The sequence below is a fragment of the Micromonospora sp. NPDC005161 genome, from assembly GCF_053599855.1.
This window is the reverse complement of sequence record NZ_JBSFYQ010000011.1, coordinates 73,432-94,650: the sequence shown is the minus strand read 5'-3', so window position 1 is coordinate 94,650 and position 21,219 is coordinate 73,432. Positions and strand designations below refer to the sequence as shown.

The 21,219-nt window shown below is 72.4% G+C and carries 15 protein-coding genes; 10 read left to right on the top strand and 5 right to left on the bottom strand.

Annotated elements, in window-relative coordinates; genetic code table 11:
- Positions 1–65 precede the first annotated feature (65 nt).
- From ACWD5O_RS13485 to ACWD5O_RS13450, 8 genes are all read left to right on the top strand, one after another.
- Positions 66–2,306, top strand: a complete 2,241-nt coding sequence (locus tag ACWD5O_RS13485) for a hypothetical protein (RefSeq protein WP_354962351.1) — start codon at positions 66–68, stop codon at positions 2,304–2,306.
- Between the two features lie 25 nt (positions 2,307–2,331).
- Positions 2,332–2,823 (top strand): SsrA-binding protein SmpB, encoded by a 492-nt coding sequence (gene smpB, locus ACWD5O_RS13480; protein WP_354962352.1) that lies wholly within the window; start codon positions 2,332–2,334, stop codon positions 2,821–2,823.
- A gap of 62 nt (positions 2,824–2,885) precedes the next feature.
- Entirely contained in the window at positions 2,886–3,731 is an 846-nt protein-coding gene (locus ACWD5O_RS13475; protein ID WP_450085437.1) for an MOSC domain-containing protein, read from the top strand.
- Positions 3,732–3,793: 62 nt separating this feature from the next.
- Positions 3,794–4,723, top strand: coding sequence for an expansin EXLX1 family cellulose-binding protein (locus tag ACWD5O_RS13470; RefSeq protein WP_450085436.1), 930 nt, complete (start codon positions 3,794–3,796; stop codon positions 4,721–4,723).
- A 109-nt stretch (positions 4,724–4,832) separates the two neighbouring features.
- On the top strand, positions 4,833–5,255 hold the full coding sequence (locus ACWD5O_RS13465) for a TOBE domain-containing protein (RefSeq protein ID WP_450085435.1): 423 nt from the start codon (positions 4,833–4,835) through the stop codon (positions 5,253–5,255).
- Positions 5,252–6,046, top strand: a complete 795-nt coding sequence (modA, locus tag ACWD5O_RS13460; RefSeq protein ID WP_450085434.1) for a molybdate ABC transporter substrate-binding protein — start codon at positions 5,252–5,254, stop codon at positions 6,044–6,046. The genes ACWD5O_RS13465 and modA overlap by 4 nt, the downstream gene beginning before the upstream one ends.
- On the top strand, positions 6,043–6,858 hold the full coding sequence (locus ACWD5O_RS13455) for an ABC transporter permease (RefSeq protein WP_172899115.1): 816 nt from the start codon (positions 6,043–6,045) through the stop codon (positions 6,856–6,858). Before modA ends, ACWD5O_RS13455 begins: the two co-directional genes overlap by 4 nt.
- On the top strand, positions 6,855–7,922 hold the full coding sequence (locus ACWD5O_RS13450; RefSeq protein WP_450085433.1) for an ABC transporter ATP-binding protein: 1,068 nt from the start codon (positions 6,855–6,857) through the stop codon (positions 7,920–7,922). The genes ACWD5O_RS13455 and ACWD5O_RS13450 overlap by 4 nt, the downstream gene beginning before the upstream one ends.
- 50 nt (positions 7,923–7,972) lie before the next feature.
- On the opposite strand, the gene ACWD5O_RS13445 is transcribed toward ACWD5O_RS13450, so the two are convergent.
- The 3 genes from ACWD5O_RS13445 to ACWD5O_RS13435 form a co-directional block, all read right to left on the bottom strand.
- Positions 7,973–8,386 carry a type II toxin-antitoxin system Phd/YefM family antitoxin gene (locus ACWD5O_RS13445; RefSeq protein ID WP_450085432.1) on the bottom strand — a complete coding sequence of 138 codons (414 nt, stop codon included), beginning with the start codon at positions 8,384–8,386 and terminating at the stop codon, positions 7,973–7,975.
- A 41-nt stretch (positions 8,387–8,427) separates the two neighbouring features.
- Positions 8,428–9,000 carry a GNAT family N-acetyltransferase gene (locus tag ACWD5O_RS13440; RefSeq protein WP_450085431.1) on the bottom strand — a complete coding sequence of 191 codons (573 nt, stop codon included), beginning with the start codon at positions 8,998–9,000 and terminating at the stop codon, positions 8,428–8,430.
- Between the two features lie 94 nt (positions 9,001–9,094).
- A complete protein-coding gene (locus ACWD5O_RS13435) occupies positions 9,095–10,330 on the bottom strand; it encodes a hypothetical protein (protein ID WP_450085430.1) in 1,236 nt (411 codons plus the stop codon).
- A 189-nt stretch (positions 10,331–10,519) separates the two neighbouring features.
- Here ACWD5O_RS13435 and ACWD5O_RS13430 point away from each other — a divergent pair, with 189 nt between their 5' ends.
- Positions 10,520–12,079, top strand: a complete 1,560-nt coding sequence (locus ACWD5O_RS13430) for an NAD(P)/FAD-dependent oxidoreductase (RefSeq protein ID WP_450085429.1) — start codon at positions 10,520–10,522, stop codon at positions 12,077–12,079.
- A gap of 15 nt (positions 12,080–12,094) precedes the next feature.
- On the opposite strand, the gene ACWD5O_RS13425 is transcribed toward ACWD5O_RS13430, so the two are convergent.
- Positions 12,095–14,341 (bottom strand): NACHT domain-containing protein, encoded by a 2,247-nt coding sequence (locus ACWD5O_RS13425; protein WP_450085428.1) that lies wholly within the window; start codon positions 14,339–14,341, stop codon positions 12,095–12,097.
- A gap of 217 nt (positions 14,342–14,558) precedes the next feature.
- On the opposite strand from ACWD5O_RS13425, the gene ACWD5O_RS13420 reads away from it, so the two are divergent.
- Complete coding sequence (locus ACWD5O_RS13420) at positions 14,559–18,023, top strand: ThuA domain-containing protein (protein ID WP_450085427.1); 3,465 nt, start codon at positions 14,559–14,561, stop codon at positions 18,021–18,023.
- A 62-nt stretch (positions 18,024–18,085) separates the two neighbouring features.
- Here the strand turns inward: ACWD5O_RS13420 and ACWD5O_RS13415 are convergent, their stop codons facing one another.
- A complete protein-coding gene (locus ACWD5O_RS13415; protein WP_450085426.1) occupies positions 18,086–21,163 on the bottom strand; it encodes a S8 family serine peptidase in 3,078 nt (1,025 codons plus the stop codon).
- Positions 21,164–21,219: the final 56 nt, after the last annotated feature.

The window sequence follows — 21,219 nt, the reverse complement described above, 5'->3', positions numbered from 1 at the left end:
GGTCGCCGCGCGGGTGGCCGCACACCGACGACCCGCCCGACTGCCGCGCACACCTCGGGGGGCCCATGGCGGACGCGTCGACGACCGGAACGACGTCGGACCGGGTCGTGGAGCTGCGGGTGCACGGCGTCTCGGGGGCGGGGGCCGACCAGGTGCTGGACCGGCCGCACGTCCACCAGGTCGCCGGGGACCGCAGCGGCGGGTTCTACCGCCCACGTGAGGGCTATCCCGACACCAAGGGCACCGACGGGATCATGCTGGAGGCGTACCGCTGGAGCGACCTGCCGTCCGGCACGGCCGTGCGGACGCTGTCGCTGGTGTTCCTGCTGCCGTTCATGCTCTGCAACGTGGCGCTCTGGATGCGCCCGGCGGGTTACGCCTCGAAGCACGGCATCGTCGCGCTGTGCCGGGTGCTCGCGCTCACCCTCACCATGCTCTACGTGCTCTCCATCGTCGGGGTGGCGCTGGACCTGATCGCCTGGCGTTGCATGGGCACCCCGTCCTGCATGGCCGGGCGGACCTGGCTGTCCTGGCTCGGCGGGCGCTCGGCCGGGTTGCGCCTCGGCGTGTTGGCGCTGGTGCCGGTCGCCGCCATCGGAGTCGTCTGGTGGCTGGGCGCCCGCCCCAGCCACTCGTTCGACGCGTTCCGGACCCGGGAGCCCTCCTCCGCCGCCGCCGCGCACCGGTTGAGCGCGGTCGGCCAGTGGGACGGCACGCCGCTGGTGGGCAGGCTGCGCTCGGTGCACGTCGCCGCCGCGTTCGCCACCCTGGACGGCAGCCTGCTGGCCGCCCGGATCAGCGAGGGTGCGTCCTGGGTGATGGGGGTGCTGGTCGTGGCCACCGGGGCGGTGCTGCTCGCCTGCCTCGTCCTGCTCACCGTGGTGCAGAGCATCGACCGGCCCGGCCCGTCGGCCCGGCTCGACGGGCTCACCCGCGGCCTACGCACGATCGCCTGCGGCCTGACCATCCTGGTGATCGTGTACACGATCATCAGCCCGAAGCCGTGGCCGCACGGCCGCGAGCTGCCCGGGTACGGCGCGCTCGTCGCCTGGCTGTTCGCCAGCCAGACCGCGCTGCTGCTCGTACTCGCCGCGTTGGTGATCTGGCGACGGGGCGGGCCGCCGGGGGCCTCACCGCTGCGCGCGCTGGGCGCGCCGGCCTTCGTCACGGTGGGCGCCGGCCTCGCCGTGGCGTTCTCCGCCGAGCTGGTCTACCGGGTGTCGGACCTGCTGGACCGCGACGGTGAGACCGCGGACCGACTGGCCACCAGCCCGCCACTGGCGTACAAGTGGGCGATCTTCGGGTTCTTCATCGCGGTGCTGACCGCACTGCTGTTCGGCGGCGTGGTCACGGTGCTGAGCTGGCGCGAGCGGAGGCGGGCCGCGGCCGCGATCGTGGCCGCCGACTTCCCGCACGCGCCGCCGGACGCGGCGCAGCGGCTGCGTCAGGTCGAGCAGGCGGTGGCCCGGGCCCGGTTCACCGAGCGGCTGCCCCCGCTCACCGTGGTCTACGCCGGGCTGGCCGCGGTCGGCCTGGCCGCCAGCGTGCTCGGCCTGCTCCAGCTCTATCCCGGTGACGTGATCCAGCGCTACGTCCGGCTGCCCGCCGACATGGTCAACTTTCTGATCGGGATGGGCAGCTACGCGATCGCCGCGATCGTGCTCGGGCTGGTGGTCGGCGGCATCTTCGCGTACCGGACGGCACAGTTCCGCCGGTACGTGGGCGTGCTCTGGGACCTGGGGACGTTCTGGCCCCGGGCGGCGCACCCCTTCGCCCCGCCCTGCTACGCCGAGCGGGCCGTACCGGAGCTGACCCGGCGGATCACCTATCTAGTCGACCAGGGCGAGGCGGTGCTGCTGGCCGGGCACAGTCACGGCTCGGTGCTGCTCGCCGCCACGGTGCTGCAACTGCCGCCCCGGACCACCGACCGGGTCGCCCTGCTGACCTACGGGACGCCGCTGCAGCGGTTGTACTCGCAGCTGTTTCCCGCCTACGTCGACGACGAGGTGCTGCGCGAGATCGGCGAGCGGGTCGGCTGGCGCTGGGTGAACCTGTGGCGGGAAACCGACCCCATCGGAGGTTGGATCTTCGCTCCGCACCGTCCCGGGGACCCCGGGACGGTCACCGGGCCGGAGGCCTCCGTGGACCGCCGGTTGGTCGACCCGCACGACGTGGTGCCACCGCCGTACGACAGCGTGCCGCCGCCGATCCTGGGGCACTGGCCGTGCGAGTCGGATGAGGCGTTCGCGGCGGCGGAGCGGGACCTGACCGAGCGGCTGCGCGCGGACCTGCGGCGTACGGGTTGAGCGGCGGGCCGGATATCGTCGCGGGGTGAGCCCGTCCAAGCAGCCCGAACGCCGGCTGATCGCCTCGAACAAGAAGGCCCGGCACGACTACACCGTGCTCCGGACGTACGAGGCGGGCATCGTGCTGGTGGGCACCGAGGTGAAGTCGCTGCGCGAGGGGCGGGCGTCGCTGGTGGACGCGTTCGCCCACGAGCGGGACGGCGAGATCATGCTGTACGGCCTGCACATCGCCGAGTACGCCTACGGCACGTGGACCAACCACGCCCCCCGGCGCAACCGCAAGCTGCTGCTGCGCCGGGCCGAGATCGACCGGATCCTGGAGAAGGTCCGCGAGGGTGGCGTGACCCTGGTCCCGCTGTCGATGTACTTCGACAACGGCTGGGCCAAGGTCGAGCTGGCCCTGGCCAAGGGCAAGCGCACCTACGACAAGCGGCAGACGCTGGCCGAGCGCGACGCCAACCGGGAGATCGCCCGCGAGCTGGGCCGGCATCTCAAGGGCCACCCGCGCCGGGGCTGACCCCACCCGGGCCGCCGGAGCGAGGGCGCCCGCGTCACGCCACGTCGTGTCATCCTGGCCGGATGCGAGTCGCCTCGATCCACACCTATCCGGTGAAGGGGTGCCGCCGAATGGACCGCGACACGGCGCGGGTCGAGCCGTGGGGCCTGGACGGCGACCGGCGCTGGCTGATCGTGGACGACCACGGGGTCGGCCTGACCCAGCGCCAGCACCGGGAACTGGTGACGGTGCGGGCGGTGTCCCGGCCGGGCGGGCTGACCCTGGACGCGCCGGGCCTGGCTCCGCTCGATCTGGCCGAACCGACCGGCGGCGAGGCGATCCAGGTCCGGGTGTTCCGAGGGCGGCCGCCCGCACCGGTACGCGCCGCCGGCCGCGAGGCGGACGACTGGCTCAACCAGCTGTTGGGGCGCACCGCTCGGCTGGTCTGGCTCGGTGACCCCGCCGGCAACCGCGTTCCCTGGCCGGTTCCGCCCGGCTCCGGCGCCGAGGTGAGCTTCGCCGACGGCACTCCGCTGCTGCTGGCCAACACCGCGTCGCTGGACGCGTTCAACGACTGGCTGCTGGAGTCGGGCAGCTCCGAGGGGCCGCTGCCGATGATCCAGTTCCGCCCCAACCTGCTGGTCAGCGGTGCCGCGCCGTGGGCCGAGGCCGAGTGGGTCGGCCGGCGGATCAGGATCGGCGGGGCGGTGTTCCACGGCGTCGACGAGTGTGGCCGCTGTCTGGTCGCGACGATCGACCAGGAGACCGGGGAGCGTGGGCGGGAGCCGCTGTGGATGCTCGCCGCACGGCGGAACATCGGCCGGAAGCTCCGCTTCGGTCTCCAGATGACGGTGCGGGCCGAACCGGGCGGGCCTTCCCGCGACGGTCGTACGGTCAGCGTCGGTGACACCGTGGAGGTGCTGGACTGACCGGGGCGGCCCGCCTCGGACGTTGTTGCGCTGCCACCGGAGGTGCGGCAACATCAGGCGCCGTGACCGCACCAGGCAGGGACCCCGAGAACGACACCCAGGCCGGCGACAGCGGCACACACCGGTGGAATCGGCGGGTCAAACACTGGATGGCCGGCGCCGGGGTCACCGCCCTGGCCGCCGTGGTCGGCATCACCCTCGCCGTACGCTCCGGCTCCGCCCCGGCCTGTGCCGCGCCACCGACGGGCGCCACCGTCCACAAGGGAAAGGCCTCCTTCTACGACGCGGGCGGCTCGGGCGGCAACTGCTCCTTTCCGAGCCCTCCGGCGGACCGGCTCTACGTGGCACTCGGCCCGTCGGAGTACGCGGGGGCGGCGGCCTGCGGCGGTTACCTGGACGTGAGCGGCCCGAAGGGCACGGTCCGGGTCGTGGTCATGGATCAGTGCGCCGGGTGCACGCCCGGCCGCATCGACCTCTCCGAGGAGGCGTTCGCCCGGATCGCCGACCGGGCGCAGGGCGTCGTGCCGGTGACGTACCGGGCGGTGGTGAGCCCGCCGCTCGACGGGGGCCTCACCTTCCGGATGAAGAACGGCGCCTCGCAGTGGTGGTTCGCGGTGCAGGTGGGCAACCACGGCAACCCGCTCCGCTCGGTCGAGGCGAAGGGGCCGGGCGGCGGCTTCCGCGCGGCGGTCCGCCAGAACGACAACTACTGGACCGTCGAGCGCGGGATCGGCCCCGGGCCCTACAGCATCAGGGTCACCGACGTGTACGGGCGCCAGGCAACCGCCACCACCATCCGGATGGTCGCGAAGCGGGTCCAACGCAGCGCGGCCTCCCTCGCCGACCCCGGCGCCCCGGCCCGTACGCCCAGCGGTTCGCCCTCGGCCGGACCGACCCCGACGGCGAGCCCCGTCCCGACGGAGTCGGTCGCCCCGACGGCGACCCTCGAAGCCCTCGCCGGCGCCGCCCCGCTCGGCGTCCCCGACTGCTGACCCCACCCACGCCGGTCCCGTCCGCCTCCCGGCGAGCGGGGACAGGGAGACGTAAAACGCAACCCCTTCCGGTCTTTCCGCTCGCAGATGCGAGGGCTAGGGTGAGCCGGTGACGATGTTTCGGATCGGCGAGGCGGCCGAGCTGCTGGGCGTCAGCGCCGACACGATGCGCCGCTGGGTGGACGCCGGGCGACTGACCGCCGGGCGCGACGCGCACGGCCATCGGGTCATCGACGGCGCGGACCTGGCGAATCTGGCCCGCGCCCAGGCCGCCGATCCGGCGGTGGGCGCCGAGCTCTCCTCCGCCCGCAACCGGCTGCGCGGCATCGTCATCGACGTACGCAAGGACACCGTGATGGCGCAGGTCGACATCCAGGCGGGCCCGTTCCGGATCGTGTCGCTGATGAGCCGGGAGGCCGTCGACGAGCTTGACCTGCGGGTCGGCTCGGTGGCCGTCGCAGTGATCAAGTCGACCACGGTGGTGGTGGAGCGGGCCGCACCCGCCCCGGCCAGGGGAAGGTCGGGCGGATGAGGGCGCGGGCGGTGCATACGGCGGTGGCCGCACTGGTGGCGGTGGCCGGGCTGGCGGTGGCCGGTTGCGGCGGAGGCGACGACCCGACGCCGGGCGGCACCGGGGACGATCGGGTCACCGGCGCGGTGACCGTGTTCGCCGCCGCATCGCTGACCGAGTCGTTCACGCGCATCGGCGAGGACTTCGAGGCCGCGTACCCGGGCAGCACCGTGACGTTCAACTTCGCGGGCAGCTCCGCCCTGGCCAACCAGATCAACCAGGGCGCACCGGCCGACGTGTTCGCCTCGGCCGCTTCGCGGAACATGACCACGGTGACCGAGGCGGGCAACGCCGACGGCACGCCGAGCACCTTCGCCCGCAACCAGCTGGTGATCGCGGTGCCCCGGGGCAACCCGAGGGGGGTGACCGGGCTGGCCGACCTGACCCGGCCGGGCGTGAAGGTGGCGCTCTGCGCCGACCAGGTGCCCTGCGGCGCGGCTGCCCGGTCCGCGCTGGAGGCGGCCGAGGTCGCGTTGACGCCGGTCACCCTGGAGCAGGACGTCAAGGGAGCGCTGGCCAAGGTGAAGCTGGACGAGGTCGACGCTGCCCTGGTCTACCGCACGGACGCCAGCGCGGCGACCGCCGACGTGACCGGCGTCGAGTTCCCCGAGTCGGCGCGGGCGGTCAACGACTACCCGATCGTGGCGCTGAAGGACGCGCCGAACCGGGCGGGCGCGCAGGCCTTCGTCGCGTACGTGCGCTCGGCGCCGGCGCAGGCGGCGCTCGCCGAAGCGGGCTTCCAGGCCCCGTGAGCCGCGTCCTCGACACCGCCGTGCCCCGGCGGCGCGGCCGGGTGCCGGCGGCGCTGCTGATCCCGGCCGGGTTGGGGCTGCTCTTCCTCGTCCTGCCGCTGGCCGGGCTGGTCGTGCGGGCACCGTGGACGACGCTGCCGCAGCGGCTCACCGAGCCGGGGGCGCTGACCGCACTACGGCTGTCGGTGCAGACCGCGACCCTGGCCACCATGCTCTGCCTGCTACTCGGGGTGCCACTGGCCTGGCTGCTGGCCCGGGTCGAGTTCCCCGGCCGGCGACTGGTCCGCGCCCTGGTCACCGTGCCGCTGGTGCTCCCGCCGGTGGTCGGTGGGGTGGCGCTGCTGCTGGTCTTCGGCCGGCGCGGGCTGCTTGGCGGGTGGCTCGACGCCACGTTCGGCGTCACCCTGCCGTTCACCACCGCGGGTGTCGTGCTGGCCGAGTCGTTCGTCGCCATGCCGTTCCTGGTCATCGCCGTGGAGGGGGCGCTGCGCGCCGCCGACCACCGCTACGAGGAGGCCGCCGCGACGCTGGGCGCCGGCCGGTGGACCACCTTCACCCACGTCACGCTGCCGCTGGTGGCACCGGGGCTGGCCGCCGGCGCGGTGCTCTGCTGGGCCCGGGCGCTCGGCGAGTTCGGCGCCACGATCACCTTCGCCGGCAACTATCCCGGCCGGACGCAGACCATGCCACTCGCCGTCTACCTGGCATTGGAGACCGACCTGGAGTCCGCGATCGTGCTCAGCCTGGTGCTGCTCACCGTCTCGGTGGTCATCCTGGCCGCGTTACGCGACCGCTGGATGACCAGCCCGTGACCGCGTCACTGCTCGACGCCCGGCTCGTCGTCGACCGGGGCGCCTTCCGGCTGGACGTGCCGCTGCGGGTCGCGCCCGGCGAGGTGGTCGCGCTGCTCGGGCCGAACGGCGCCGGCAAGACCACCGCGCTGCGCGCGCTGGCCGGGCTGCACCCGCTCAGCGCCGGGCACGTCACGCTCGGCGGCGCCGACCTGGACCGGCCGGCGAGCCGGCGCTGGGTGCCCACCGAACGCCGGCCGATCGGCGTGGTCTTCCAGGACTATCTGCTCTTTCCGCACCTCAGCGCATTGGACAACGTGGCCTTCGGGCCGCGTCGGCACGGCATCGACCGTCGGGCGGCGCGGGCCACCGCCCGCGACTGGCTCGGCCGGGTGGGGCTGGCCGAGCAGGCGCACCGGCGGCCCCGGCAGCTCTCCGGCGGGCAGGCGCAGCGGGTGGCGCTGGCCCGCGCGCTGGCCGTCACGCCGTCGCTGTTGCTGCTCGACGAGCCGCTCGCCGCACTGGACGCCCGCACCCGGCTGGACACCCGCGCGGAACTGCACCGCCACCTGTCCGCGCATCCGGGGGCGACGGTGCTGGTCACCCACGACCCGCTGGACGCGCTGGCGCTGGCCGACCGCCTGGTCATCGTGGAGGGCGGACGGGTGGTGCAGGAGGGCGACGGCCCCAGCGTCACGGCCCGCCCGCGCACCGACTACGTGGCCCGCCTGGTCGGGCTGAACCTCTATCGGGGGCGGGCCGAGGGGCACGGGGTGCGGGTCGCACCGGAACTGACCCTCACCGTCGCCGACCGCCTGGACGGGGAGGCGTTCGTCGCCTTCCGCCCGGCGGCGGTGGCCCTGCACCCGCGCCGACCGGAGGGCAGCCCCCGCAACACCTGGGCGGGCACCGTGGCCGGCGTCCAGCGGCACGGCGACAACGTGCGGGTGCAGCTGGACGGGCCGATCGGGGTGGCCGCGGACGTCACCCCGGCCGCCGCCGCCCAGCTGCGGCTGATCCCCGGCCAGCAGGTCTGGGTGGCGGTCAAGGCGACCGAGACGCACGCCTACCCGGCCACCGGCTGACACCTGGTCGCGGTGCCCCGTCGTCCGCCGGGCGGCCCGGCGGGGACGGCTCAGCCGGCGAGGAGGTCGGCGTGCGCGGCGCGCAGCCATGCCAGCGCCGGGTCGCTGCCCGGGACGACACGGCGGTCCAGCTCGGCCCACACCTCGGCCAGTGCCGCGCGAACGGCACCGAGCTCGGCCGCGTGCCGGTGACTGCTGCGCCGGTGCTGCTCGTCGAGGCGACGGGCCCAGCCCGCGGTGACCGCGGCGAGCCGGTCGGCGTCGGCGCGGGCCTGTGCGCCGCTGCGGGCGGCAGCGGCCGGGACGATCGCGGCGACCGGGCGGTGATCGCCGTCGCGGGTGACGACGGTGACCGCGTCGGTCAGCTCGGCCAGCGCGACGAGCTGGCTGAACCGGGTGCGCGCCTCGCGCAGCGGCACGGAGCGCGGCGGATCGGGGTGCGGGGTGAGCGCGGGGACGGCCATGGATGCATGGTGCCGTCCGGGTACGACAGAACCCGCCGTCGTCAGTGGACGGTGGGCTGCGCAACGGCCGGCCCGACCAGCCACTCGTCGGCCAGCACCGACCAGACTTCGAGGTCGATCCGCCCCTGCGGCCCCGGGTAGACCTGCCGCAGCGTGCCGTCGTGGCGCAGGCCGAGACGGCGGGCGAGCGCGATGCTGCGGGCGTTGTCGGCGTTGGTACGCCACTCCACCCGCTGGATGCCGCGCTCGCGAACCGCCCAGTCGACGATCCGGCGGACCGCCGGCGCGACGATGCCCCGACCCTGCGCCGACGGCTCCACCCAGCAGCCCACCTCGCAGACGCCCAGCGCCGCGTCGAACGACACGAACATGACCCCGCCGACCAGCGTGCCGCGCCACCACAGGCCCCAGATGCCGCCGGCGTCGCGGGCCCAGCGGTCCGCGTACCGCTGGAGCACCGCCCGGGCCGAGGGCAGGTCGGTGGCGACGAAGGACGGCGACACCCAGGGCTGGATGTGCTCCCGCGCCCGGTCCAGGTTGGCGAGGAACTCCTCGGCCCGCCACGGGTCCAGCGGGCGCAGCTCGACCTCCTCGGTCAGCGGCAGGGCGAACACGGGGCCTCCACGGGATGCGGTTCGGACGTCGTTGGGAAGCAGGTTCGCACAGGCCCGCCGGCCGGACCCAGCGCGGGGCGCGCTCAGGCGCCACTCAAATGATCATGTGGGTCCAGTAGCTGAGCCAGAGCACGAACAGCGCGCCCTGCACCAGGGCGAGGGCCGCGGTCAGCCACACGTCGACGGTGGCGCGGCGTGCCCAGCGGGCCAGCACCAGGGCGACCGGGAAGGCGGCGAGCAGGTAGCGCAGCAGGCTCTTGTAGACCGCCGGGCCCATCGACAGCGGCACCAGGACCATGAGCACGCCGTACACCAGGTACGGCAGCTCCCGTCGGCGGAACCCGGCGATCAGCACGGCCAGCACGGCCACGGCGAACCAGACCCGGGCGGCGTCGCGGGGCTCCCCGGCCAGCCCGTCCAGCAGCACCGGCACCGGGTTCTGCACCTCGATCCCCCAGCCGACCTGCTGGGCATGCTGGTAGGCGAACCAGTCCCCGCCCCGCCACCGGCAGAACGCCATGAAGGTGAACCACCCGGCGGGCAGCAGCAGCAACGGCCAGCCGATCCGCAGGTAACCGAGCAGGGCGCGCGGGCCGAGCCGCCAATCGTGCTGGCGGAGCAGCACCAGGGCCAGCGGCAGCGCGACGAGCAGGCCGACCGACCGGCTCATCGCCAGGAAGTAGCCGAGCACGCCGACCAGCAGCCACCGACGGCGCTCGGCGTAGTAGAACGCGGCCAGCGCGAGGCAGACGAAGAGCGACTCGGTCAGCGCGGCCTGGAACAGGAACGCGGTGGGAAGCAGCACCAGGTAGCGGGTGAACCGGCGGGCCCCGTCCGGGTCGCCGAGCAGCAGCTCGGCCAGTCGGTAGCCGTACCAGAGGGCCAGCAGGAACGCGACGTTGCTGATCAGCAGCAGGCCCAGCGCGTTGTCGCCGCCGAGCAGCGCGCCGACCGGCCGGGCCAGGAACGGGTAGAGCAGGGGGAAGCCGAAGTCCCGCCACGGCCCGGTCATCGGCAGCTCACTCAGCCGCAGGTAGAGCAGCGCGTCCCAGGCGAACCAGAAGGAGATCCACCGGTGCCCGGAGATCTCCCGCTGCTGCGCCCACATCAACGCCTCGTCGGCCGGCGGTGCGCCGGGAACGCCGTCCCAGGCGTGCAGGACCAGGAGCCCGACCAGGGTGAGCAGCAGCTTCGCGCCGAGGAACAGGCCCAGCAGGTACGGCCAGGGGGCCGGCACCCGCCGGGCCAGCCGTACGACGGCCCGGGCCGTCGCGGCCAGCCGGGGGCCGAGCGCCCTCGCGCGCCCCCGGCCGCTCCGCCACCGGCGCATCCGCCCCGCTCCCCCGGTCCGCCCCGGCCCACCCTCTGCGCGGGGGCGCCACTCTTCCCGTTGTACGCCGCCGCGACCGCCGCCGGAGCCGAAACCGTCACATACCGGTGCGGTCGCGCGGGTGAAGTCCGCCGCAGAACGGGTACGCGCCGCGCCTCAACCACAGCGGTGAGCAGGGAGCGCGGCGGCATGAGCGAGCAGCACGGCACGGTGGTCATCGGCGCGGGGCCGGCGGGCCTCACGGCGGCGTACGAGCTGCTCCGGCACGGCCTGCCGGTCCGGGTTTTCGAGGCCGACGAGGTGGTCGGCGGGATCAGCCGGACCGTGGAGCGCGACGGGTGGCGGTTCGACATCGGCGGGCACCGGTTCTTCACCAAGGTGCCCCGGGTGGAGGCGTTCTGGCACGAGATCCTGCCGGACGAGGACTTCCTGACCCGGCCCCGGATGAGCCGGATCTTCTACCGGGGCGCGCTGTTCAACTACCCGCTCAGCGCGGCGAACGCGCTGCGCAACCTGGGGCTGCCGGAGGCGGCCCGCTGCCTGGGCTCGTACGCCCGGGCCCGGCTGCGCCCGCCCCGGGACCAGTCGCACTTCGAGGGCTGGGTGTCGGCCCGGTTCGGCTGGCGGCTGTACTCGATCTTCTTCAAGACGTACACCGAGAAGGTCTGGGGAATGCCGGCCGATCGGCTCCAAGCGGACTGGGCCGCGCAGCGGATCAAGAACCTGTCACTGGCGAAGGCCATCCGCAACGCCGTGCTGCCCCGGCGGTTCCGCACGGACGTCACCAGCCTGATCGAGCAGTTCCAGTACCCGAAGTACGGGCCGGGGATGATGTGGGAGCGGTGCGCCGAGCAGGTCCGCCACCGTGGCGGCGAGGTGTCGACCGGCACCTGGGTCACCGCGGTGCACCGCGACCCGGCGCGACGGCGGGCGGTCAGCGTGACGGTCAACGGGGCGGGCGGGCAGCGCACCGAGGCCGCCGACCACGTGATCTCGTCAATGCCGATCTCCGAGCTGGTGACCGCGTTGCGGCCGGCGCCGCCGACGGAGGTGCTGGCCTGCGCCGCCGACCTGCGCTACCGCGACTTCCTGACGGTCGCGCTGGTGGTGCCGGCCGAGTTCTCGTTCCCGGACAACTGGATCTACGTGCACGACCCGGGAGCGCGGGTGGGCCGGATCCAGAACTTCGGTTCCTGGTCGCCATACCTGGTCAAGGACGGCCGCACCTGCCTGGGCCTGGAGTACTTCGTCTTCGAGGACGACGAGATGTGGCGTACCCCCGACGCCGAGCTGGTGGCGCTGGCCACCGCCGAGCTGGAGCGGCTGGGGTTGGCCCGCCCCGGCGTGGTGGAGGCCGGCTACGTGGTGCGGATGCCGAAGGCGTACCCGGTGTACGACGAGCGCTACCAGCACAACGTGGACGTGATCCGGGCCTGGCTGGCCGAGGAGGTGCCGAACGTGCACCCGGTGGGGCGCAACGGCATGCACCGCTACAACAACCAGGACCACTCGATGCTGACCGCGATGCTCACCGCGGAGAACATCGCCACCGGCAGCGCGCACGACGTCTGGTCGGTGAACGTGGAGCAGGACTACCACGAGCAGTCCACCGGCGGCGACGGACGGCGGGGCACGGGCCGGGACGCGCCGGTGCTGCCCAGCCGCATCATCACAGCCCCGATCACCGCGCCGGCGGGTACCCGCCACGTCGGCGACGAGGACCGGCCAGCCCAGGTGCCGCTGGCCTGACCGTGGGCTGTCGGCTCACCGCCTGACCCGGACACCGGGGGTCGCCGCGGTTTCGCCGCCGGCCCCCGGCGCCGGCGGCCGGCGTATCGTGCCTGGATCCTGCCGTCGCTGGTAGGCGGCGGCCAGGTGGTCCTGGAGTTCGGCGTGCCGGAACTGGTACACCACACCGGCCTGGCGCAGCACCTGCCGTCGCAGCGCCTCTCGAAACAGTACGGGGAACCGAACCGGCGGACGCCCACGCAGCAGCAACACGATCTGAGCGAACCCGGTCAGGACCGCCGGGCCGAGGCCGCTGAAGATGCCGTACGACATCCCCAGCAGGATGCCGAGCTCCGGTCCGACCGACACCATCCCGGGTCGAGGCGGATCCACGATATTGAACAGCGCGAACAGGACTCCGCCGAGGACGATGCCAGAAGTCACGGTCACCACGGTGCGGCGGCGGTCGGCCCGGTAAATGCCGTCCGGGGTGCTCGCCGGCGAGTCGGCCAACGGCTTCAGCCAGATGCCCAGCAGGCCGAATGTCACGTTGGATCGACCGATCGACGTGCCGACGATTGAGAGGCCCATCAGCGTCAACCCGAGCAGCACCCCGGCGAACGGGCCGAGGACAAGTCCGGTGGCTACGCCGATGGTCAGCGGTGGACCCGATCCGAGCAGCCACAGCGTGCGCAGTTCCGCCCTGGTCGGCCACCGCGGGTCCATGCCGATCGGGTCAGCGGGGGTTGGTGCCGGGCCGGGGGGCTTAGATCCCAGAACACACGCGCCTGCGGTGGCGGCGGCGCCGAAGATCACGCCGAGCACAGCCAGCAGTATGTCGGCCCTGGTGCCGTTGGCCAACGCCACGCATGTCCCAGCCAGCACGGCCGTCGGCAGTCCGATTCCGAAGCCGACAACGATCGACAGAGGCCCGAAGGGAATCCAGGTCGGGATCTCCCACCAGCGCAGGTCGCGGCGTCCCTGGAGGTGGTGGGCGAACCAGGACAGGTAGAACAGGTGACGCCGGTTCCGCCGCCGCTCGCGTCGGCCGCGCGGGCCGGAACCGCCCGGGTAGGCCCGCTTCAGGAACTGGCCGATCACGCGGGCCTTCACCTCCGCCACCGACGACAGCTCGGCCAGCTCAGCTGGGTCGGATGCCCCACCGTCCGGCCCGTCGAACGCGTCCCGGGCCAAACTCAGGATCAAGGGGTTGGCGAAGGCTTCCGCGACCGGCGAGTCGGGGTGGCTGCGCAGATGGTCGGTCAACTGCCGCCAGAGCCGACGTTGCCGGTCGCTGTCGTGGCCACGGCGCAGGTACTCGGCGGCGGTGTCTGGCTCGACCGGGTCGAGCTGGAGGACGACCGGGCGGGGCAGCCGTCCGCCGGCGCGCGCACGGTCGTACCCCTCGATCTGGGAGGTGAGTACGACCCGCAGCCCAGCAGCCTCACGGGCGATCGCGGTGAGCGCGGCCCCCTGCCCCGCCGCCGGCATCTCGTCGAGGCCGTCGAGGAAGAGCGCCACCTGTCCTTTCTCGATCAGGCGGCGTGCGACGTCCGCGCCGTAACGCGGGTGCCGAAGAGCCCGGAAGTTCGTCTCCATCTCCCTGACCACGTGGTCGAGCAGCGACCTCTCGCCCGGGTGCCAACTGCCCAGGGTCACCCATACCGGCACCGGCGTGCCGGCGTGCCCCCCTGTCATGATCGGTTGGACGCACTCCTCGGCCGCCCTGATCAGCAGCATCAGCATCGCCGCGGTCTTCCCGCTACCGGCCGGGCCGAGCAGGAGCAGTTGCTGGCGCTGGATCCGCCGGTAGAGGTCCGCATGTAGGTCGCTGACCACGCCCTGTTCGCCGCGACCGTCCTCGACCTGGTTCCGGCGATCGGCGCTTCGACGGCGGGGAGCCCGGCGAGCTTTCCCACCGGGGCGGTCGAACACTTCGTGAATCGGCAGCGACCGTTGGTGGTCCCAGTGCCAGGTGACCCGCACCGGGTCGGCGGTCGTTTCGATGCCCCAGGCCGCAGACTGCTTCGACCACAGCGACAGGGTGGCCTGGGCCAGTACGTCGGCTGCCGCCGTGAGCTGCTCCGCCGCCGAAAGCTGCGGCTCTTCTGAGCCGCGCCGCCACTCCACCACCGCCGCCGCGAACACGAGTAGGGCACACGTGATCCACATGGCCGTGTACACCCAGGACGGCAGGTGGACCGGGGCGGTGGTCAGGTTGATGACGACGGCGAGCGCGGCCGTCAGCGCGGCCGTGGCCAGAGAGTAACGGAATCGCCGCATGCACATCTCCCGGTCAGCGGAGCCAACAGTATCGACCGGGACGCCCTTCGGGCGGGGGCCCGGATGGGCCCGGTGCCACGGCACCCCGGCGTCCGGTCTCGGAGGCAGGAAACCGCTTACCTCTAGGCTATTGACGGTCATCACTGGCTGTCAGTACCGTGATGCGGGCAGCGAGAAAGCGCTTTCCGACCCTCACCGTCCGACAGGGAGCGCCCCCATGCCCAAAACCCTGCGCGCGTTCTGCCTGGCCCTGCTCGCCGTCGCCACCGTGCTGAGCACTACCGCCCCCCTGCCCGCCGAGGCCGCCCCCCGCTTCCGGGTCCTGGTCTTTTCCAAGATCACCAACTTCTACCACGACTCGATCCCGGCCGGCATCGCCGCGATCCAGCAGCTCGGCACCGCCCACAACTTCGAGGTCGTGGCCACCACCGACGCGGGCGCGTTCACCGACGCCAACCTCGCCACCTTCGACGCCCTGGTGTTCAACAACACCAACTCCACACCCGCCTCCGGTGACCTGCTCAACGCCGGCCAGCGGGCGGCCCTGCAGACGTTCGTCCGCAACGGCGGCGGCTGGGCCGGCCTGCACGCCGCCTCGGCCAGTGAACGCGACTGGCCCTGGTACGAGGGCCTGGTCGGCACGATCTTCGACTTCCACCCCGACTTCTCCGCCACCGGCGGCACCTACCCCGGCCGGGTGAAGGTCCTCGACCGGGCGCACCCCTCGACGCGGAACCTGCCGGAGCTGTGGGAGCAGAGCGAGGAGTGGTACAACTGGCGGACCAACCCGACCGGCAACGTGCACACCCTCGCGCAGATCAAGGTGCGGGACGGGATCAGCGGGCTGGACGAGGGCGTCGACCACGCGTACTCCTGGTGTCAGCGCTACGACGGCGGCCGTTCCTGGTTCACCGCCGGCGGGCACGCCAGCTCCCGGTTCAGTGAACCGGCGTTCCTGGAGCACCTCCGCTATGGCATCGAGTGGGCCGCCGGCGCGGTCGCCGGCGACTGCTCGGCCTCCGAGACCGGCACCTTCGAGCGGGTGGGACTGGTCACCGAGAACCTCGCCGACCCGTTCGAGCTGGCCGTCGCCCCCGACCGGAAGGTCTACTACATCCAGCGCACCGGCGCGCTGAAGGTCGTCAACCAGGACACCCTCCAGGTCACCACGCTGCTGGACCTCGCGTACACCTCGGCGATGACCGACCAGTCCGACGGTCTGCTCGGCATGACCCTGGACCGCAACTTCGCCAGCAACGGCTGGATCTACCTGCTCTGGTCCGACAAGACCCTGAAACAGCTCAACCTGTCCCGGTTCACGGTCGCCAACAACAGCGTGGCGCTCTCCTCCGAGAAGCGGCTGCTGACGATCCCCACCTACCGTGGCGTGGGCCGGGCGAACTCGCACATGGGCGGCTCGCTCACCATGGACGCCGCCGGGCGGCTCTACGCCGCCATCGGCTACAACACCGATCCGTTCGCCTCCAGCGGATACACGCCGATCGACGAGCAGGCCGGACGGGCCGCCTGGGACGCCCAGGGCACCGCCGGCAACACCAACGACCTGCGCGGCAAGATCCTGCGGATCACCCCGCAGGCGGACGGGACGTACACCATCCCGAGCGGCAACCTGTTCCCGGCCGGCACTGCGAGGACCCGCCCGGAGGTCTACGCGATGGGCATGCGCAACCCGTTCCGGATCACCATCGACCCGCACACCAACGCGCTGCTGGTCGGCGACTACGGCCCGGACGCCCGCGCCGCCGATCCCAACCGCGGTCCGGAGGGGACGGTCGAGTTCAACCGGATCACCGCCGCCGGCAACTACGGCTGGCCGTACTGCGTGGGCAACAACATCCCGTTCAACGACTACAACTTCGCCACCAGCACCCCTGGGGCGAAGTTCAACTGCGCCGCGCCGGTGAACAACTCCCCCAACAACACCGGCCTGACCACCCTGCCGGCGGCGAAGCCAGCGCTGGTCTGGTACGCGTACTCCGCCTCCAGCCAGTTCCCGGAGGTGGGCACCGGCGGGGGCGGGCCGATGAGCGGTCCGGTCTACGACCACGACCCGGCCAACACCCGGACGACGAAGTTCCCGGAGTACTTCGACGGCAAGTGGATCACCTACGAGTTCACCCGCAAGTGGTTCAAGACGCTCTCGATCCACAGGACGGCGCAGACGTTCACCAACGCGCGCTTCGGGCCCACCGCCGTGGGCGACCTCCAGTCGATCGACGGAATCTTCGGCAACATGACCTGGATCCAGCCCTTCGAGGCGGAGTTCGGCCCGGACGGGTCGCTCTACGTCATCGACTTCGGCGAGGGAACCGGCAGCGGCCGCGGCGGCAGCAACGCCGGGGCGGGCATCTACCGCATCGACTACGTGGCGAACGGGAGGCCGCCGACCGCGAAGATCGCCTCCAACCCGGACAGCGGGCGCCCTCCGCTGACCGTGGCCTTCTCCTCGGCCGGCTCGACCGCTGGCGACCGCTCGGCGCTCAGCTACGCCTGGGACTTCACCAACGACGGCACCACCGACTCCACCGCCGCCAACCCGAGCCACACCTACCCGTCGGCGGGGACGTTCACCGCCCGGCTGACCGTACGCAACAGCGGCAACGGGTTGACCGCCAGCGCGGTCACCGACGTGGTGGTCGGCAACACCCGGCCCACGGTGACCATCACGGTGCCCGACGGTGGCTTCTTCGACTTCGGCGACAAGATTCCGTACACGGTGACGGTCACCGACCCGGAGGACGCCACCATCGACTGCGCGAAGGTGACCGTGCAGACCCAGCTCGGCCACGACTCGCACGCCCACCCGCTGGACAACTACACCGGCTGCTCGGGCCTGCTGGCCACCGAAGCGGACGCCGGTGACGGGCACGGACCCGGGCAGAACCTCTACACGGTGGTCACCGCGCAGTACACCGACGGCGGCGCGGCCGGCGGCGTACCGGCCCTGACCGGCTCGACCCGGGCGCAGTTGCAGCCCAAGAGCAAGGAGGCCGAACACCTCAGCGGCCAGTCCGGCATCACGGTGAACGACCGGCCCACCGCCCGCGCCGGCAAGCGACTCGGCGACGTCGACCACAACGACTGGGCGGCGTACGGACCGGTGGACCTGCGCAACATCGGCTCGGTGACGCTCGGGGTGACCAACGGCGGAGTCGGCGGCGACATCGAGCTGCGAACCGGCTCACCCACCGGCACGCTGATCGGCAGGGCCACCATCGGATCGACCGGCGGATGGGACAACCTGGTCTCGCCCACCGTCACGCTGACCAACAAACCCGCCGGCACCACCACCCTGTACGCGAGGTTCGTCAACGCCGCCCAGGTCGGCGGCACCCCGGACCTGCTCTCGCTGGACTGGCTGCGGTTCAACGGGGCCGGTGTCAAGCAGGAGCCCGGCGGGTCGCTCTCCCTCGCGGCCAGCCCCGGCAGCGGCACCGCGCCGCTGACCACCACCCTGACCGCCACCGCGACGGCGCCGTCCGGGCGGAGCATCACCGACTACGCGTGGGACTTCGGCGACAACAGCGCCGTCACGCACGGAGCGACGCTGCGGTCGACCGGCCACAGCTACCCGCGCAAGGGGACCTTCACCGCCCGGGTCACGACCACCTACACCAGCGGGGAGACCCGCTCAGCCAACCTGACCATCACGGTCAACTGACCGTCGAGCGGTGGCGGGCAAAGGTCCATCCCGCCCGCCACCGCCCCACGGACAGGTGCGGTTTACTGCCAGGAACTCTGCTGCGTGTAGACGAAGTTGCCGGGAATGACCGTGCCGTCGGTGCTCAACTCGGTGTAGGCCCAGAAGTCACCCTCGGGCAGCGGCTTGTTCGGCTTCAGCGTGAATCCGACCGTCGAACCGCGCTCCACCGTGCTGGGCAGCGTCAGCGTCGCACCCGAATACTTGGCGTTCCGACCGATGATGGCGTGGCTCAGCTGGAAGTCGACGACCGGGCCGCTGGGCAGCTGGGCGAACACGTAGGCGGTGTAGCGCCCCGGCTCGGGCAGGAACTTGTAGGCCTGCTCCGCGCTGGTCCAGAACCTGTCACTGCTGTAGATCAGGGTGTCGCCCTTGTACAGGTAGAGGTCGAGGTTCGTGTTCGGGTCGTCGGTGTTGGCTTCGACAACGATGCCGGCGGTGTTCGCCGGCACGGTGAAGTCGAACTTCCTCACTCCGGTCGCGGTTGGGTCGAAGACGCCGCCGTAGACGCCGGCCGGCATCGAGTACGACTTCCGCTGCATCGGCGTGTAACCGGTGCTGCGACCGTCGAGTGGTCCGGTGAAGCCCGGCTGGAGCGAGCCGAACGCGCCGTTGGTCATCCGGCCGAATTCCTCCCCGTCGTCACCGTACGGTCGGGGGGTGATTCCCCACGGGCGGGCGGTGACCGGGATCCGGGCGTCGTGGGCCTTGCCGCGCCAGGCGATCGACCCGGTCACGTACCGGTCCCAGGGCGCGCTGCCCCGGCGCAGGGTGATGGTCACCGTCGCGGACCGGCCCGGCTCCAGCGTCACCGATGCCGGCGTCACGGTGACCTTCATACCGTCCAGTCCGGACACCGACGAGCGGTAGGTCTCCCGCGCCTTGCTCACGTTGATCAGGGTGCGGGTGAGGGTCACCGGCCGGGTCCCGTCGTACTCGCGCAACGAGATGGCCGGCAGGTTGAGCGCCTTGCCGTCGGGCTGGGCCGTCTCGCTGAACTCGATCAGGTCTGCCGCGGTCGGCTCGATGACCAGTCCGGGATCGGTGGCCCCGGCCAGGTTGATGAAACCGCTGCCCTGGTCCAACGGACTGCTGGTGCCGACGGTGTCGGTGGCGGTGGTCCGCAGTGCCGAGGAGACCGCGCCCGGTGACCAGGTCGGATGCGTGGCGCGCAGGATCGCCGCCGCGCCGGCCACGTACGGCGAGGCCATCGAGGTGCCGGAGTACGCGTCGTAGTTCCGCCCGAAGTTGCCGGGCGGTGCGACCGCGGCGATGATGTCCGAACCCGGCGCGACCAGGTCCGGCTTGAGGATGCCGGTGGCCACCTTGTCCGGACCGGTGGAGGAGAAGTCCGCGACGCTGGGTACGCCCGGCACGCTGGAGCCGTCGCCGCCGCTGCGCAGAGACACCTTCGCGTCGGTGGGGTGGCGCATCAGATAGTTGAACAACGTGCCGGCCTGCTTCTCGGTCGGCAGGTAGACGACCGGGAAGTTGAAGATCGAGTTGATCCGGTAGTTGCCGACGGGGTCGAACAGCACCATCGCCGCCCCGCCCTTGGCCTTGATCTCGGCGGCGGAACCGAACGTGTCGGACAGCGCGCAGGCGACCACCTTGCCCTTGATCTTGGCAGGGTCGAGGCTGCCCGGTTCGCAGTACACCGAGCCCTCCGCCGATCCGGCCTGCTCACCGAAGACCATCGGCAGCGAGTTGCCACCGGGCAGAGCGTCCAGCGAGCCGCCGACGAGCTTCGTGCCGTCACCCAGCTTGACGGTCGCCTCGTCGAGGTTCGTCACCGCCGCGCCGACCGTGGTCACCCAGGGCGCCGCGTTGCTGATCGCCCCGCTGACGATGCCGGTGTTTCCCGCCGACGCCGCCACGAATACTCCGGCCAGCGACGCGTTGAGGAACGCGACGCCGATGGGGGTGTTGGCTTCCCAGTCGCCGAGATCGGAGCCGATCGAGAAGTTCAGCACCTGCACACCGTCGGAGACGGCCGCGTCGATGCCGGCGATGATGTCGGCGTCGTAGCCCATCCCGCCCCACAGCACCTTGTAGACGGCGATCTGGGCGTCCGGCGCGACCCCGGAGACGGGACCGAAGCGGCGGCCGTCGATCGTGACGTTCGACAGCGGCAGACCCGCCGCCGTGGACGCGGTGTGCGTACCGTGACCGGCCATGTCGCGGGCGGACAGGACCTCACCCTCCGGGATTGAGCCACCGTAGGCGAGCCACGAATCGGCGAAGTACCGAGCGCCGACGATCTTGCCGTTGCAGTGCTCGGCCACGAAGGCGACGCCAGTCTGGCAGGTGCCGCGCCAGGTCGCCGGGGCGGTCATCCGCTTGGCGAACGACGCGCTCTCCGGCCAGATGCCGGTGTCCAGGACGCCGATCACCATGCCCGCGCCCGTGCCGGGGCCGGGCTTGACCGGTTTGCCGGCGACGCCTGATGCCACCGGCTGGTCCGGCTCGCCAGGAGTGGTGGCGGTCGGGGTGCCGGCGGTCGGGTTGGTCGGCGTCGCGGCCGGCGGAGCCGTTCGGGTGCCGAGCGCCCGCGAGGCGGTGACGGCGCGCACGCGCTTGTCCGCCCGCAACGTGGTCACCTGCTGGGCGGTCAGCTTCGCCGAGAACCCGTTGAGGGCGGTGGTGTACGCGGCGGTGACCTGGACCCCGGCCGCGGCAGCGACGGCGTTGCGCTGTGCGTCGAGGTGTCCGCGGTAGGCGCGTGACGGTGCCGACGTCACGTCCAGCCGGTCACCCGCCTCCGGACGGGTTCGCGCCAGCCCGGACACGCCGCCGGCGTACGAGGTCAAGGGATCCTCGGCCAGTTCGACGATGTACATGCCCGGACGGGTCTCGTCCACCGTGGCTCGCTGGCTGGCCGCGTTCTTGCCGTCGGGCCGGCGATCGGCGCCGTCGGTCAGGGTGACTCTCTTGTCGGAACCGGCGGTGAAGTATCCGGCGGCGCTGCTGCCGCTGCCCGTCGGCCCTACCGGGGCCGCCGACGCCGATCCTGCGACACCGGTGGTGCCGGCGATCACGGCGAGGACCAGCGTCGGTAGCGCTAGTCTTCGCAGCCTGTTTCCGCTCGTGCTTGTACCCACGAGGCTCCTTTCGATGACTCCCTTGTGGAGCGTTCTTACGATCACGTCCCCGCTAA